The sequence below is a fragment of the Epilithonimonas bovis DSM 19482 genome (assembly GCF_900108115.1).
Taxonomy (GTDB): domain Bacteria; phylum Bacteroidota; class Bacteroidia; order Flavobacteriales; family Weeksellaceae; genus Epilithonimonas; species Epilithonimonas bovis.
In genome coordinates this window covers 20784-37684 of the sequence record NZ_FTPU01000018.1, presented here as the reverse complement: position 1 = coordinate 37684, position 16901 = coordinate 20784, and the positions used below count along the sequence as shown (strand labels likewise).

Sequence of the window (16901 nt, the reverse complement as noted above, 5' to 3'; positions counted from 1 at the left end):
AATTAGTCAACAATCTCCCGAAATATATTGATGAGCTCTTCGTTAGGTTCCTGGTTTTTATTTTTGGATTTGAAATAATCTTTGAATAAATCCTGGATATCCTGATTGAGATCAATGCTCTTAACAGGATTTTCAGAATCAGTATGCTCCCTCCTGAGTTTGGGAATGAGGTGGATAATCCCGCTATGTGCCTGATAAAGTCGTTTGCGGTCTTCTGCTTTTAGAAAAGTATCGCTTTCTAAGGTCAATTCCACCAGACAGTCGGGATGATTTGTCAACCAACTGACCGCTTCTTCTATATCATCAAATTTTTTCCGGACAAGTGGTTTTCCCTGCGTAAGATTAATCTGTCTGATGCTGACATTTTCATTAGGCCTGGCCTGGATGATGGTTACGGATTTGTTCTGCCCGGCCTCACTAAAACTATAACAAAGCGATGACGATGAATAAACAACAGGCTTTTCCACAGTTCCAATATTCTGATAATTGTGAAGATGCCCCAAAGCACTGTATTGTATCTGCTGCGGAATAATCTCAGAATAGATGAGATCTGCATTACCAATCATTATTGGTTTTTCGCCTTCGGGCTCTTCAGGTTTGGGCATCCCCTTTTTCATCATAAAAAGATGAGCTGTGAGGAGATTAACACCCTTATCATCACAATATTCCTCAGCAACCGCTTCCCAATTATTTTTTAAAATTTGATTAAGTGCCAGCTCTTTGTTCTCTGCGCCAAGATATTCTTTTAAGCGGATCTCGTTGGCATAAGCTGTATGGAGAATCCTGACAGGATAGTCAAAGTTCCTTAATGTTAACTCTATAAATCCTTTATCGGATTTAGAAACCCGGAAAGCATCCAATTCAAAACAAGGAACCTCAGCATTAGGATGACCAACGAGAATAATGCCACATTCCCTTGCCAGCGGATCCGGCGCATCTATCCTGTCCGGGGAGTCGTGATTACCTGCAATGGCAATTACCGGCCTTTTACCGTTATCAGAAAGCTGTTTGAGCGTTTTATAAAATAGTTCGACCGCCTCGGTAGATGGATTGAAGTTATCAAACAAATCACCGGCAACCAAAACCAAATCAACCTGTTCTGCGTTGGCAATGTCCACCAGCTCCTTCATCACAAGCTTTTGCTCTTCCAGCCGCGAAAAATTCTCGAGGCGTTTACCAAGATGCCAGTCGGCCGTGTGCAGGATTTTCATTGGATAAAGATAGTTTTTTGATAAAAAAGGACAAAACAAAAACAGGAAAACAAAATTAAAATCAATACATCCATTCAAAAGAAGTCGTCCATCCTGCAAAAACCACTGTATTGAAAAATCACGTGAAATTGCGTAAATTTGTATTGTGAATCCCAATCTTGAACTTCAGCTCAAAACTCTACCAATGGAACCCGGCGTCTATCGTTATTATGATAAAAACGATCAGCTGCTGTATGTAGGGAAGGCCAAACATCTTAAGAAAAGAGTCCTCTCCTATTTTAACAAAAACCAGTCCGGATACCGCACCAGGATTATGGTGTCCAAAATCCACCGTCTGGAAACCACCGTTGTTAACAGTGAGTATGATGCGCTTCTGCTGGAAAATAATCTGATCAAAGAGCATCAGCCATTTTATAATGTCATGCTGAAAGATGATAAGTCGTATCCGTGGATTTGCATCAAGAATGAGGATTTCCCAAGAATTTTCCTCACAAGAACCAAGATAAAGGATGGTTCTGAATATTACGGTCCTTATGCCAAAGTAAGACCCGCAAGAGTACTGTTGGACACCATCAAAAGCCTTTATAAAATAAGAACCTGCAACCTGAATCTTGCCCCCGCCAAAATAGCAGAGGGCAAGTACCGTGTTTGCCTGGAGTATCATATCAAAAACTGCAATGGGCCATGTGAAGCCCTGGAGTCTAAGGAAGAATACGATGAAAAAGTAGAAGCGATCCGCGGGATTATCAAAGGAGATTTCCGGTTTGCTAAGAAATATCTTGAAGAACGCATGTTTCGCTTTGCTGCCAATCTTGAGTTTGAAAAAGCGCAGATGATAAAGCAGAACATAGAGTCCCTGGATGATTATCAGTCTAAGCATACCGTGGTAAATCCAAGCATTGATGATGTGGATGTTTTTGGGATGACGAGTGACGAAACGGCTGCGTATGTCAATTATTTTAAAATAAGAAATGGATCTATCGTACAGAGTTTTACCACAGAAATTAAAAAAGTGCTGGAAGAGACCGATGAGGACATCCTGGAAGAGGCTCTGATAGAAATCAGGCAAAAATTTGATTCTGTATCAAAGGAAATACTTATCCCCTTTCATCTGGGATTGGAAATCCCGGGTGTAAAACTGATTGTTCCCAAAGTTGGAGACAAAAAGAGAATTGTGGAGCTTTCAGAAAAAAACGCTAAAGAATACCGTCTGGAAAAACTAAAACAGGTGCAGATCATAGATCCGGAAAGGCATACCAACCGAATCATGTCCGAGATGAAACACATCCTGAGAATGCCCGTAGAGCCAAGGCATATCGAGGGATTTGACAACTCCAACATTCAGGGAACCAATCCGGTCTCGGCTTGCGTTGTGTTCAAAGATGGCAAGCCCAGCAAAGCCGATTACAGGATTTTTCACCCAAAAACGGTGGAAGGCCCTAATGATTTTGCCACGATGGAAGAAGTGATCTACAGAAGATACCGAAGATTGCTAGACGAGGGAGAACCTTTGCCGCAACTGATTTTGATTGATGGCGGAAAAGGCCAGTTATCGTCTGCGGTTAAAAGCCTAAAATTGCTTGGCCTTTATGGTAAAATAACCATCATAGGCATTGCAAAACGGCTGGAAGAGATCTATTTCCCGGAGGATTCTATCCCGCTATACATTGATAAAAAAGCTGAAACACTCAAAATTTTGCAACGCGTAAGGGATGAGTCACACCGCTTCGGGGTAAAGCATCACCGGACAAGACGGAAAAATTCTACCATTAAATCAGAATTGGAAGAAATCCCGGGCGTAGGACCAAAATCTATAGAGCTACTTTTATCAAAACTGAAATCCGTCAAAAGAATCAAAGAAGCAGACCTTACCACTCTGGAGGAAATCCTTGGAAAATCCAAAGCAAAGGTAGTTTGGAAGTTTTTTAATAAAAATTAAAAGAGCGCCGATCAAAGGCACTCTTTTAAATTATTTCTTGATAATTTTTTTTGTTTCGATAAAATCGTCAGTGTAGATTTTGACGAGATAAACGCCAGAATTTAACTTGCTAAAATCTAACCTATCCGATTGTGTTTCTGATATTTTAGCTCCAGAAGAGTTGTACACTTCAACCTTATTAATATTTGATTCTGCAAATATTTTTACAAATCCTGAAGTTGGGTTGGGAGCAATTGTAATATTTGATTTTTTTACATTTTGGATATCATCAGTCATTAGAAATGTAGGAAGATCTGTCTTGATGTGAAACAATTCCTTTCCTGACTCTTTTGTTGTCGCAACAAAATACAAATGACCATCATAAGAAAAAATATCATCGATGCTATCCGTAGTTTCCAACTGCTCAGCATTATCAATAGTAGTATCCATTGTGACGACACTCTGTTGCGTACCATTGGTTCTGTAAATGCTGTTGCTGTTTTCTTTCGAATAATACATGTAATTGTTCAAACAGGTCAAATTTTTTGCTTTGTTAAGACCTGAATAATTAGTGGTATAAATTAGATTGCTTATATTACTCTGTGGATCGAAACTCCACAAAGAATTAAAATTATTTTCAGAAGACCCTACAGCCAAATAGATAGAGTTTCCACATTTTTCCAAGGAAGAATAGGAAGGATAAAATGTCGAGCCATAATTGGTCAATACCACAAGCGGCTGACTGCTAAAATTATCAAATCTGTACAGGCTATTATTGGATTGGGAATACAGGTATAACTTGTTATCTATAATTTTTGAGTTTTTGACAATATTGAATTGAACTGTATAAGGATAGCTATCGGTGGCAATCGTAATATCTTTAAGCACTTGACTGGCATCATCATAAGTCCATAGTTTATAGTTTTTATTAATTAATAACTGATTATCAAAAACAATTACAAACTCAGGAATATTACTATAATATTCATTATCAGGAATTGAAAAACTTGCCAGGGTTGTATTTTCAGAGGTCCCATCTGTTCTCCAAATTTCAGTTTTATTATCTGGCTTTCGTACTGTAAAATATAGATAGCCGTTATAGAAAATACCATCTTTCCCATCATGAACATTAGCCGAAGTTGGGATTTCTTTTATGAGAGTAATAGTATTCTGGCTATTTTCAACTTTCCAGACTTTTATTTTTCTGTCATTATCAGAACTATATGTCAAAATTACTAAAGCAGCATCATTAAGGTTACCAAAAGAGCTGTTATCATCAAGCCGATCATTTCCATTCCCTGGAAAAGTTAACATTTGTGTATTTTCTGCAGTCCCATCAGATTTTGCAAGAACACCTGTATAGGAATTAGGTTTTTGATAATAGTATTTTCCAACCTTGAAAAGCTTACCATCAGGAATGCCATAAGAGTAATCACCATTATAATCGAAATCTTTTATTAATTGAGGCAAACTGTTTTTATTCTCTATAGAGTAAAATTCATTTCCGCTTTCTGCATTAGCTGCTGTAAAAATAAGTTTACCATTCGGCATTTTTTGGAAACTTTTGGGATTACTTCCAGCAGAATGATTTCCATCGTGGAAAAGAGAAATAACCTTCGAGTCAAAACTATATTGAAATAACTCATTTCCATACTTCTTATTTGTGTAAGGAAAAATGATTTCCCAGGTTCTTCTATGGAAGAATCAAATCTATTATTTATTGGAGTTATGTTCTCACTTTCGTCCAAGAGCCAATATTGATTGTAGTTTGAATTTCGTATGACAGATTTTTTATTTATTGGAAAAGATTTTTCAAAATCGGGCCTGTTGTTATCAAACACAATATTGGTAGCAACCGTACCTTCTGCTGTACCATCTGTTTTCCAAAGCGTATTCCAGTTACCAATGGTTGGAAAGAAATAAACACTATTTCCATTTTTCATCAGAAAGTTCTGATTTGACAAAGATGTTACAAATTGATTTTCATTATTAAGCGGAAATGTATTTTGAGAAGTTCCATCAGAAGCCCAAATCCTACCACCATATTGAGAGTCCCAAGCCTTATAAATAAGTTTATCATTTAACACAACACCACCTGAAACATTTTTTGATTCGGCGATATAAGATGCTTTCTTTGAATCAGCATCAAATTTCCATAGACCGTCTTTCGACCCGTTTCCTGAACGCGCGTAAAAAACAAATTTATTCCCTACATTATAGCCAAACGCTTCATGATAAACATAGATGGAATTATTGGTTTCTGCATCTAGAATTTTAAACGTATCACTCCCATTAGAAGCCCACATCTCAGTAGAAAAATTTGCATTTTTTGCACCAAAAATAACATAGCCATTATAATAAGAAATTCCCGGAGCAATTTCCCCTGTTATCTCTTGAATAATTTTAGTTCCGCCTGTAGTTCCGTCTGATAGATACAATCCTTTACTTGTAGTTATAGCTAGAATATTATCACCAAACGATTCCATATCATAAACATAGGTACTCTCTGGAAATTCAAAAACCTTATAAGTTCCCCCTGATGTTGCATCTGTTACCCAAAGCTCGTTATTTGGAGAATTAGCAATTGCGAAATACACTTTTTCTTTTAATAAAGAAAACTTTGGTGTGTTGGACATAAAAAGAGAATTCCACCCGGTTTCTATCTCCTTTACACGATAACTTTTCTGAGTTGGCTTATCGTAAGCCCAAATTACATTTTCTTTACCATTAATATTTTCTCCTGTAAATAAAATCTTGTCTTTGTATTTAAATAGATTTTTGGCATTGAGACTTGTCTGATAGTTAATTTCAAAAACATCTGCATTGATATTCTGTGCAGAAAATGTTATGGTTAAAAAAGAAATTAAGAGAATAAAATAATGTTTCATCTACAATTATTATAATGGTTACTTTAGGAACCAAAGATATATATTATTCCAAATATGAATGGATTGAGATTAATAATTAATAGTAAATATATCAGAAAATTCATAACATCATAACTATCGGAATTCTTACCGGTAATTCTTATCTTTGCAGCTTAAAATTAAATAATGAACAAATACATAAAGTTTGTAATCGCTGCTGTAATTATTGCATTGGGAGTTTACCTGATGTTTAACCGGAACATTGGATGGGGAATTGTATTGGTAATCCTTTCTGCTATCCCTATTTTACTTTTCTACAAAAACGAATATATCCTTCTTGCTTTTTGGCAACTAAGAAAACAAAATATGGAAAAAGCATCCCATTTCTTAGCCAAAATCACCAATTATCAATCACAACTCCACAAGAGTCAATATGGTTATTTCCATTATCTTCAGGCTTTAACTACCGCACAGGACAATCCTGCAAAGACCGAAACCCTTATGAAAAAAGCTTTGGAATATGGCCTTAATATGAAACATGACCGTGCTATGGCAAAGCTTAATCTGGCTGCATCGGCATTATCTAAAGGCAGAAAAACAGAAGCTCAAAAATTGTTGGATGAAGCCAAACACCTGGATTCTGCAGGTATGATGACAGACCAAATCAAAATGATGAAAGAGCAGCTTAAACTGCCATCCATGCAAAAGCATATGCACAACCCCAATATGAGACAGAGAGGTAAATTCTTCTAAGAATGATATCAAAAAAATGAGCAATATAAAATTGCTCATTTTTTTAGGCCTCTCCATGAGATCCATCATCATAAAATTTTGGGATTTGCCAATGGTATTTTACTGCCAGTGTTCGGATAACAACAATGAGAAGAATGGTGGAGATCTGAACCAAAGTGTAAGACCAGCCAGAATATTTGGTCATTAGTAAAAAAATACCGCCGCCAATAATACAGGCCGTTGCATAAATCTCTTTTCGGAAAATCAAAGGAATTCGGTTAAGCAAAATATCACGGATAATACCACCAAAACAACCGGTAATAGTACCTAACGTAAGGCAAATCAACGGATGCAGACCCACCGAAAGGCCTTTCTGAATCCCAATAATTGTAAATAATCCCAAACCAAAACTGTCAAATATAAACAGTGTGACCTTGAAGTTCCTCTCTATCGATTTGAAAATCATAGAGAAAAGGCAGGTGAAGAATATCAATGAGCAGGTCAGCATATCGGTCATCCAAAAGACAGGAACATCCAGTAGGAGATCGCGGACAGTCCCACCACCTACTGATGTAACAAATGCTATAATCAAAACCCCGAAAGGGTCCAGCCTTTTTTGCATGGCTGCAAAACTGCCGGACATGGCAAAAGAGATAGTCCCTAAAACTTCAATAAGAAAATTAAACTGCTGATGCACGGCTCTTTTTTATAATTGATAAATAATGATTGAATGGTGGTAAGAACTGTTACAGATCCAGCTCAACCAAAACAGGACAATGGTCAGAATGTTTAACTTCCGGCAATATGACGGCTCTGGTCATCTTATCTCTTAATGGTTCTGAGACAAAATTATAATCCAAGCGCCAACCTTTGTTTCTGGCACGTGAACCGGCTCTGTAGCTCCACCAGGAATATTGATCTGGCTGATCATTAAAATATCTGAAACTGTCGGTAAGCTTATTATCTGTTATAAAACTGGTCATCCACTCGCGCTCCATAGGCAGAAAGCCGGAAACATTGGCCAAACCAACCGGGTTATGGATATCGATGGCCTGATGACAGATATTGAAGTCGCCACAAATCACAAGGTTGGGAATGGTTTTTCTGAGCTGTTGTATATAATCCAAAAAATCCTGGCAAAACTGCATCTTGAAACCTAATCTGTCTATATTAGAAGCTGATGGCACATAAACCGAAATTACAGAAAGTCCTTCAAAATCTGCGCGGATGACTCTGCCCTCGTTATCATAACTTTCTATGCCACAGCCATATTCCACGTGCTTAGGCTCTATTTTGGATGCAATCCCAACGCCACTGTAACCTTTTTTGACCGCCGAATGCCAATAACTATGATAACCCAGTTTTTCGAAACTGTCGATATCGATCTGGTCATTCCCGGCTTTACTCTCCTGAATGCAAATTACATCGGGGCCAGCCACATTGAGCCAGCCTAAAAAATCTTTTGTAAATGCTGAGCGGATACCGTTGACGTTGTAAGAAATAATTCTCATGAATTAGTTTGTAGTTTATTAGATATAATATAAATCCTAATTTTAACTAAAAATATAAAAACCTCTTGTATATTTCTTTTTTTAGTTTTAATTTTAATGTACCAATTACAAAAATTCATATTATGAAAAACAAATTTAACTTTTTTTGTATTATTAGTTTAGCATTAATTTCGTGTAATGGAAATAATGAGATAAGTGATCCAGTAGAAAGTATTTCTAATGCTAATGGGAAAGCAATTGATAAAAAGGAAATGTCAATGATTAAAAAAGAATCTGAAGCCATGTTTGAGAAATTGAACAACTCTATTTTTCAAAACATTAAAACAACAACAGTAAATACTTCTTTTCCTTCATCTGGAAATACAAGTTCAATTACTAGCCAAGATCCCCCTATGGAAGCACAGAATATTTTTGGACCATATACTATAGAAGTTGGAATTAATGGACCTATTGCAACCAATCAAGCGATAATCTTTAATGACGGTACAAATTACCCACCAATCGGTGTTTACTATGCGGATGTCTATAGATATTTCTTAAAAGTAGAAATACCAGCAAACAGTGTAGGAATTGTTGACACCGTATATCCTGTTGGATATTCAAATTATTCAAACCAAACCAGTGGTTTTACTTATGGTATGGCAGTCGAAAATGGAAAAAATTATTTGTATGCTAATACATATACATTACATCTAAAATATAATGCTGCAGGTCAATACTTGGGTAATCTTTTTAGACCAATGAATCCCAGTGCTATTAGATTTACATATAGATATCTTAAATTTTAGAGTATAATGAAATCTTTATACCTTATAATATTTTTAAGTTTCATATCAATTACGGGTCAGTACATCCGTATTTCACCAGAGTTCTCCAGCAATTCTGTTAAAGGAAGCAGCCTTAATATTCTGAAAACCAACATTCAAGTTTACAGTTTAAAAGTAGGGATCGATTATGCCGAACACGAAAAATTTTTCGTATCCAGTAATCTTGGTTACAAACAAAGAGGTGGACGGGAAAACAACCCATTAATAATTGGAGATTGGAATAAAATAACCAAACGTTGGAATTATATCTCATTTGACAGCTATATTAGTTATAAATTTAATATTCCTGATGCCTATTTTTATTTGGGAATTGGACCGGAAATTAATTTTTTGTTATCTCGGGATCCTTTTGATAATACACCTTATGAGAATGATTATGAATTGAACAAAACCCTATTTTCAGCAAACATTCAATTAGGTTTCACCCGCTATTTTGGAGATTTTAGATTTAGTGCTTATTCCTATTACAACTCAAACTTATCAAAATTAGGTAAGAGTTACTACAACAATTTGAGCAATAATGGCTTTAATTTTGGGATCTCTTTTGCATATAACTTAGATAAATTATAAGAAATCATTACAAAAATAATATATTCCTTGTCAGCACGATAAGGAATATATTATTTGCTATTTGAGTGATTTTGTATGGATTGGTCAAAAAGATTTACTAGCGAAATCCTAGCCCCGATTGCAGTGGAAATCCTTTTTTGTTATTGCGAGTATAAAAAGTTCAACAGATTGCTTCACTCGTTCGCAATGACAAAAAAGATTGTAGCGAAAAGCGGGTACCAACGTGTAAAGAATGACAAACGTAATGCTCCTCAAAATAAAAAGGCGGAAAAAACATTCGTTTCTTCCGCCCCAGTAAACCCAAATCAAATAAACTATGAAAAAAACTATTTGGGCTCTAATATGCTGATCGGGATAATGACCTCTTCTAATGAGATCCCGCCGTGCTGATAGGTGTCTTTGTAGTAATTGACAAAGTGGTTATAGTTTTTTGGATAGGCCAAAAAAATGTTATTTTTGGCAAATATATATTTGGAACTCAGGTTTCCTTTTGGTAAAAATAATTTGTCCGGATTGCTGATGGCCCACACATCCTTGTCATCATAAGTCAAGCTGCGCCCGGTCTTGTAACGGATGTTGGTAGAAGTCTCTCTGTCGCCCACTACCTTGCTTGGTTTTTTGACATAAATGGTACCGTGATCTGTGGTAATTACCAATTTGAAACCGTTCTCTGCGGCTGCTTTGATGATCTTGATCAACGACGAATTCTCGAACCAGTTGTATGTCAAAGAACGGAAGGTTTTATCATCTCTAATCAGCTGATTGACAATATTATTATCTGTTTTTGCATGGGATAAGATATCTATAAAGTTATAAACGATCACCAAAAGATCATTATTCTTGTGCTGGTTAAAATCATCCAGAATTTTTCTTTCAAAATCGGCATTGAGGATTTTGAGGTATTTCATAGACTTCCCAGAAAGGCCGATTCTTTTCATCTGATCTTCGAGAAAATCGCGCTCGTGCTCGTTTTTGTTACCTTCTTCGTTGTCATTAAACCAATATTCCGGAAATCTTTTCTCGATCTCTGATGGCATGAGCCCTGCAAAAAACGAGTTACGTGCATATTGGGTAGCTGTTGGCAAAATGCTGAAGTAATACTCTTCTGAAGTTTTGTTATAGAACTTCGTAAACAGCGGTTCTATCACTTTCCATTGGTCATAACGCAGATTATCTACCATCAGAAGCAGTACTTTATCTTTCTCTACTTCGGGTTTTACCCGGTCTTTGAAGAGTGTGTGGCTCATCATAGGTTTGTCATTGCTATGAAGCCATTCTTCGTAGTTATTTTCGATAAATTTTGAGAACTGAATGTTAGCTTCTTCCTTCTGATTCTGCAACAGGTCAGCAAACTCGCTATCGAAGACTTTATCGAATTTAATTTCCCAGTTAAGGATTTTTTTATAATATTCTGCCCAATCCTGATAAGTTCTGAGATAAGACAATTCCATACTCAGATTACGGAATTCCTGCTGATAATCGACGATGGTTTTTTGCTCTACCAAGGTTTCACTTTGCAGGTTTTTTTTCAGCGACAACAGCACCTGATTAGGATTGACAGGTTTCAATATATAATCTGCAATCTGCGAGCCTATAGCCTGCTCCATGATATGCTCTTCCTCACTTTTTGTCACCATCACAATTTTTAGGGCACTATCTTTGTCCTTAATCATGGGGATGGCTTCTAATCCGGAGATACCCGGCATATTTTCGTCAAGAAGTGTCAACTCGAATTTCTCTTTATCGATCATTTCCAGCGCTTCATTCACGTTGTTTACCGGTGTCACATTATAACCTTTGTTTTCTAAAAAGACAATGTGCGGCTTAAGTAAATCTACTTCATCATCGATCCATAAAATTTTTCCTGACATATATTTTTTATTTTTTATAGTACATCAAAATTATGACCAAAATATCATAATTAAGTTTAAATTAATCGACTGAGGACGTTAAATATAAGTTAATGTAATAAAAAAAACTTTGCCGACATATCAGCAAAGTTTTAGTTTTTTAATTAGAGTAACTTATCAGTTCTTTCTTATTGGCGTTGTAGAGATGGAACTCTAACATCTTAAAAGAATCTCTTGGGATAATCGTTACCCACTTTTTGTACTTCAAAAACCACTTGTTCTGGATACTGGCCAGGCCTTTGGTAAGGTAGGCCTCCAGAAAAGGATGTACATGGAGGTATAGTTTGCCTTTCTCCTTCTGCATAATTGTTCTGATAGATTCTTCCATCTGCTCCACAATAACGATTGGAGCGATAATCTCCCCGTCTTTGTTGGGATTCTCTTCGGAAGTTTCTATATGGTTTTCCGGCCTTACGCGCTGCCTTGTCATCTGTATCAGCCCGAATTTTGATGGTGGCAAAACTTTGTGCCTGGTTTTATCTCGTTGCATCTCACTGCGAAAATGCTCATAGAGTTCTTTCCTATGTTCGGGATCTGTCATGTCGATAAAATCCACTACAATAATGCCTCCCATATCACGCAGCCGCAACTGCCTTGCAATCTCTGTTGCAGCCATCTTGTTGACATTAAGCGCGTGAGTCTTATTGGTATTGGCAGACGAAATATTGTTACCGGAATTGACGTCTACAACATGAAGAGCTTCGGTATGTTCTATCACAAGATAAGCCCCCTTGGAGCTTGGGATATTGACATGTTTCCCAAAACTTTGCTTCAGCTGTTTTTCTACATTATAATACTCCAGCAAAGGGATATGCGAGTCATAAAATTGCACGATATTTTTCCTTTCGGGTGCAATCACTTCCAGATAAGCCTTCATATCATCCACCATTTTTTCGTCATCACAGATAATGCTGACAAAATCCTGGTTAAAGTTATCCCGAAGGATGGATGAAGCTTTATCATCTTCGCTGAGAATCTTGCTCGGAACCTTATTCTTCTGAATATTTTTAAACGTTGTCTCCCACTTTTTGATCAGCTGATTCATATCATTATGAAGTTCAGCTACTTTTTTCCCTTCTGCTACAGTCCTGATAATCACGCCGAAACCTTCTGGGCGAATACTTTCTATCAAAGTTTTCAGCCTTGTTTTTTCTTCCTGATTACTGACTTTTTTGGATACAGAAATCTTATTATCAAAAGGGATTAGTACCAGAAAACGCCCTGTAAGAGAGATTTGTGTTGAGATTCTTGGTCCTTTGGTAGATATTGGCTCTTTGGTAATCTGCAACAGGACAAGATCGCCTGCTGTAAGCACTTTATCAACCGTCCCCATCTTGTTGATGTCCTTCTCTTTCTCAAAATTCTTGAGACTTGGCGTCTGCTGTTTTTTGGAAATTGTATTTTTCAGAAACTTCTGATAGGACAGAAATTGCGGACCCAGGTCCTGATAATGCAGAAAAGCATCCTTATCTGTGCCGATATTCACAAAAGCGGCATTCAGGTTAGGAGCCAGTTTTTTGATTTTTCCCAGAAACAGATCTCCTACAACAAATTCGGATTTTGTTTCCAGCTCATGGAGTTCAAAAAGGCGACCATCCTCCAATAAAGCGATTTTTGAAGCATCTCCCTCATTGGAAATAATCAGTTCTTTCTTCATAACTTCATAAAGGTTTTATTAAGATTAGGTTGTAAATATAAAACAAAAATATAGTTGGCAAAAGACCAACTATATTTGTATGTATAAGACTTAGTAAGTGCAGAAAATTATTTCTTCTTATGTCTGTTTGCTCTTCTTCTTTTCTTTCTCTTGTGAGTTGCTACCTTGTGTCTCTTTCTTTTTTTTCCGCTTGGCATAATTTATATATTTTTATTATGGTTAATATTTAACTTATTATTTAACTGCAACTTTGGTTTTAACTTTTTCTACAAAAGTTTTTGAAGGTTTAAAAGCAGGAATATTGTGAGCAGGGATTTCTATCGCCGTATTCTTAGAGATATTTCTACCGGTTTTAGCGGCTCTGGTTTTGATGATAAAAGAACCAAAACCTCTTAGGTATACGTTGTCTCCGTTATACATAGACGTTCTTATTTCCTGCATAAAAGCTTCGATAACCTTCTGTGTATCATTCTTTTCCACTCCCAGCTTGTTCGAGATGGTATTTACCAATTCTGCCTTTGTCATTTTCTAAAATTCTTTATATTTTTGGTGTGCAAATATAAAACATATTTTTGAAAACTAACAAACAAAATGCTGATTTTCTTCACATTGGAAAAAAGCTTGTAAAGTGGTACGATCGTAATGCCAGACCACTTCCCTGGAGAGAAAACCGGCATCCTTATAATATATGGATCAGCGAAATTGTATTACAACAGACACAGGTAAAACAGGGCCTTGGCCATTACCTAAGGTTCATAGAACGTTTTCCTGACGTTCAGGCACTGCACAGCGCCCACGAGGACGAAGTTTTGCTGTATTGGAAAGGACTGGGCTATTACAGCAGGGCAATTAACCTTCATAGGGCAGCACATCAGATCGCAGAAGAATTCTCGGGAAACTTCCCGGATAATTACAAAGACATCCTCCAACTGAAAGGAATTGGGAAATATACCGCTGCAGCTATTGCAAGCATCTGTTTTGAGGAAAAAACACCGGCAGTTGACGGCAACTTCTACCGGGTATTATCCAGAATTTTTGCCGATAATTTTGACATTTCAGATTCTAAGGCTTTTCAGTACTTCTCAGATTTGGCGATACTAATGATGCCGGAAGACCAGCCGGGTGAGTTTAACCAAGCGGTTATGGATATTGGTTCTGAGATCTGTAAACCAAAAAATCCACTTTGCGGCGAATGCCCTGTGAACGATGACTGTATTGCCTTCCGCACTGGTAGCATATCACAATTCCCTGTTAAAACCAAAAAAACAAAGGTTTCTGACCTTAGCCTAACTTATTTTTTTGTTAAAAATAAAAACCAGTTTCTTATCAAACAAAGAGACTCTGATTTTATCTGGAAAAAACTTTACGAATTCCCAATGTCTGTACCGGAAAAATGGAAAGACTATATAATCAATTCCAAACAGATAACTCACAAACTTACCCATAAGAATCTCCTGATAGAGATCAATACGATAGAAATAGAGTCAGAAAAAGAGTTTCTGAATTTTGCTAAAGATCAGAATTACATTATTGTGGATGAAAAATTAGCCGATGAAAAGTCTTTTCCCAAACCACTTGAAAATTATTATAAAACCATTAGTGCACCAAAACTCGGGCTACTGCCATTTTAGAACATCTTAGGTTGTTAACTAAAGTTGATTATATTTGCAAAGAATTTGGTTCCCGAATTTTTTCGGGATTAAAAGGGAACGGAGTGTAATTCTCCGACTGTCCCCGCAACTGTAAATCGCTTAAAAGGGTTTTGTAATCTCGCCATTGTTCACATTTTGTGAATGAGAAGGCACAAAATCAGCGAAAGTCAGGAGACCTGCCAAAAATTATTTTGAATAAACGCTTTCGGAGGAAAGGCAGGTTATGATGAGATACTTTTTTATACTTTTTCTTTTTCAGATGACAAGTCAGATTTCCGCGCAGGAAACTCTGATAGATACCGTTATTATTGATAATCAGTTAAAAAAATCTGGTGAAATATCTAAAATCAACTTCCTTAATGCTGATAAAATACTTGAGAACACAACATCTTTATCAGATCTATTAAGAAGCCAAAGCAATATCTATATCAAAGAGAATGGCAGAGGTGCCGTATCCTCGCCATCTTTTCGGGGTACAACAGCGCAGCAGACTGCTTTTGTATGGAATGGGATTAACGTAAACTCGATATTTCTTGGGCAGGGTGACATCAACAATCTTAATATTTTAAGCTACGATAATTTGGCTGTTAAATATGGCGGTGGTAGCGTATTGTACGGCAGCGGCGCTATTGGAGGCTCTATACATCTTAATAATATTTTGGATTTTGATAAAGGTTTCAGCGCATCATTATTTTCTGAATATGCTTCTTTTGGAACTTCTAATTCTTTTATAAAAGCAAAATATAGCAACGAGAAAATGAGCTTTAGCTTTTCTGCCAATCATTCTCAAAGTGCAAATGATTATGAAGTTCCGGAAAAAAATTACATTAATATCAATGGACAATACAAGAACATCGGAATCAATCTTGGTTTGGCCCTGAAGGTGAATAGAAATTCTGAAATCTACTGGCAAAGCCAACATTATGACAGCAGCCAGCACTACCCTGTTTTTGAAGAATCTTATACCAAAACCAAATATCTTGTACAGACTTTGCGAAGCGTAGCCGGCTGGAAAATGAATCTTGGCAACATTCATAATGATCTGAAAGTAGCCTATTTGGAAGATAATTTCCAATATTTTGCCGATATTGATAAAGCTCAGACCAGCGGCGGAACGGGCAAACAGTACATTATCCACAACGATTTGGACCTTAGTCTTTGGCATAAGACGTCCATTAATTTCATTTCTGAATATCAATACAACACAGGAGAAGGCTATCAGTCAGGCATCGGAAATGTCAAACGAAATATTGGCAGTTTTGCGCTGCTGTTCAGAAATCAAAATTCAGAAAAATTCTATTGGGAGATTGGCACAAAAAAAGATGTTGTAGAAGGTTATCAAGCTCCTTTTCTATATTCTGGAGGGGCAAAATATACTGTTACAAAATGGTATCAGGCTAGCGTCAATCTTTCCAAAAATTTCCGTGCGCCGACCTTCAACGATCTGTACTGGCAACCTGGCGGAAATACCAACCTGAAGCCTGAAACATCTTATCAGGCAGAGATCTCACAGACCTTACATCATAAAAACATTAAGCTAATCATAACGCCGTATTATATGTACATCAAGGATAATATAATATGGGTCCCTGGTTTTGGAGGATTGTGGTCTCCGCAAAACATTAGGAAAACAAAAGCCTACGGTATAGAAACTCAATTAGCATTTGAGAAAAAAATGGGCAGCCATTCTATCAATTCTGTCATTGCTTATACATTTTCAAAATCAGTTGATATGGAAACAAATAAGCAATTGATGTATGTTCCTCTGCACAAAATCAACCTGAATGCAGATTATCATTACAAGATTTTTGGTGTGTTTTTACAGGCAATCTACAACGGAAAAACATTTACTGATAATTATGAAAATATGTTTCTAAAAGATAATGTCATATTGAATGCCGGCGTGTCTGTAAACCCTGTACAACATTTCACAATAGGCGCAAAGATCAACAATATTGGCAATCAGATCTATGCAACAACCAATTATTATTACATGCCTAAACGGAACTTTTCCATCTACCTGAAATTTAACTTTTAAATATATAA

At 36.7% G+C, this 16901-nt stretch carries 14 protein-coding genes and 1 riboswitch; of the genes, 6 read left to right on the top strand and 8 right to left on the bottom strand.

From position 1 onward, the window contains the following. Positions 1-2: 2 nt before the first annotated feature. Positions 3-1211, bottom strand: coding sequence for a metallophosphoesterase family protein (locus B0B05_RS09190; RefSeq protein ID WP_076783384.1), 1209 nt, complete (start codon positions 1209-1211; stop codon positions 3-5). Between the two features lie 145 nt (positions 1212-1356). On the opposite strand from B0B05_RS09190, the gene uvrC reads away from it, so the two are divergent. Beyond that, positions 1357-3150: an excinuclease ABC subunit UvrC gene (uvrC, locus tag B0B05_RS09185; RefSeq protein ID WP_076783360.1), complete on the top strand. Its 1794-nt coding sequence runs from the start codon at positions 1357-1359 to the stop codon at positions 3148-3150. Positions 3151-3180: 30 nt separating this feature from the next. On the opposite strand, the gene B0B05_RS09180 is transcribed toward uvrC, so the two are convergent. Both B0B05_RS09180 and B0B05_RS09175 read right to left on the bottom strand, forming a co-directional pair. Beyond that, the gene (locus B0B05_RS09180; RefSeq protein WP_076783359.1) at positions 3181-4680 is read right to left on the bottom strand and encodes a T9SS type A sorting domain-containing protein; all 1500 of its coding nucleotides are present in this window, start codon (positions 4678-4680) and stop codon (positions 3181-3183) included. After that, on the bottom strand, positions 4614-6017 hold the full coding sequence (locus tag B0B05_RS09175; RefSeq protein WP_076783358.1) for a hypothetical protein: 1404 nt from the start codon (positions 6015-6017) through the stop codon (positions 4614-4616). Before B0B05_RS09175 ends, B0B05_RS09180 begins: the two co-directional genes overlap by 67 nt. Positions 6018-6182: 165 nt before the next feature. Between B0B05_RS09175 and B0B05_RS09170 the strand changes: the two genes are divergently transcribed. Beyond that, positions 6183-6749 carry a hypothetical protein gene (locus B0B05_RS09170; protein WP_076783357.1) on the top strand — a complete coding sequence of 189 codons (567 nt, stop codon included), beginning with the start codon at positions 6183-6185 and terminating at the stop codon, positions 6747-6749. 43 nt (positions 6750-6792) lie between these two features. Here B0B05_RS09170 and B0B05_RS09165 read toward each other — a convergent pair whose 3' ends face one another. Further along, entirely contained in the window at positions 6793-7425 is a 633-nt protein-coding gene (locus B0B05_RS09165; RefSeq protein WP_076783356.1) for a trimeric intracellular cation channel family protein, read from the bottom strand. 49 nt (positions 7426-7474) lie between these two features. Beyond that, complete coding sequence (locus tag B0B05_RS09160) at positions 7475-8239, bottom strand: exodeoxyribonuclease III (RefSeq protein ID WP_076783355.1); 765 nt, start codon at positions 8237-8239, stop codon at positions 7475-7477. A 122-nt stretch (positions 8240-8361) separates the two neighbouring features. Here B0B05_RS09160 and B0B05_RS09155 point away from each other — a divergent pair, with 122 nt between their 5' ends. Both B0B05_RS09155 and B0B05_RS09150 read left to right on the top strand, forming a co-directional pair. Next, on the top strand, positions 8362-9027 hold the full coding sequence (locus B0B05_RS09155; protein ID WP_076783354.1) for a hypothetical protein: 666 nt from the start codon (positions 8362-8364) through the stop codon (positions 9025-9027). Between the two features lie 6 nt (positions 9028-9033). Beyond that, positions 9034-9636 (top strand): hypothetical protein, encoded by a 603-nt coding sequence (locus tag B0B05_RS09150; protein ID WP_076783353.1) that lies wholly within the window; start codon positions 9034-9036, stop codon positions 9634-9636. A gap of 326 nt (positions 9637-9962) precedes the next feature. On the opposite strand, the gene porX is transcribed toward B0B05_RS09150, so the two are convergent. The 3 genes from porX to B0B05_RS09135 all read right to left on the bottom strand — a co-directional run bounded on the left by porX (position 9963) and on the right by B0B05_RS09135 (position 13728). Next, the gene (gene porX, locus B0B05_RS09145) at positions 9963-11507 is read right to left on the bottom strand and encodes a T9SS response regulator signal transducer PorX (RefSeq protein ID WP_076783352.1); all 1545 of its coding nucleotides are present in this window, start codon (positions 11505-11507) and stop codon (positions 9963-9965) included. Positions 11508-11646: 139 nt separating this feature from the next. Continuing rightward, positions 11647-13203, bottom strand: a complete 1557-nt coding sequence (locus B0B05_RS09140) for an Rne/Rng family ribonuclease (protein ID WP_076783351.1) — start codon at positions 13201-13203, stop codon at positions 11647-11649. A 234-nt stretch (positions 13204-13437) separates the two neighbouring features. Further along, positions 13438-13728, bottom strand: a complete 291-nt coding sequence (locus B0B05_RS09135) for an HU family DNA-binding protein (RefSeq protein ID WP_027383593.1) — start codon at positions 13726-13728, stop codon at positions 13438-13440. A gap of 47 nt (positions 13729-13775) precedes the next feature. On the opposite strand from B0B05_RS09135, the gene mutY reads away from it, so the two are divergent. Both mutY and B0B05_RS09125 read left to right on the top strand, forming a co-directional pair. Further along, on the top strand, positions 13776-14834 hold the full coding sequence (mutY, locus tag B0B05_RS09130; protein ID WP_076783350.1) for an A/G-specific adenine glycosylase: 1059 nt from the start codon (positions 13776-13778) through the stop codon (positions 14832-14834). Between the two features lie 29 nt (positions 14835-14863). After that, positions 14864-15053: riboswitch (cobalamin riboswitch) on the top strand. 25 nt (positions 15054-15078) lie between these two features. Further along, positions 15079-16893, top strand: coding sequence for a TonB-dependent receptor plug domain-containing protein (locus tag B0B05_RS09125; protein ID WP_245799277.1), 1815 nt, complete (start codon positions 15079-15081; stop codon positions 16891-16893). Positions 16894-16901: the final 8 nt, after the last annotated feature.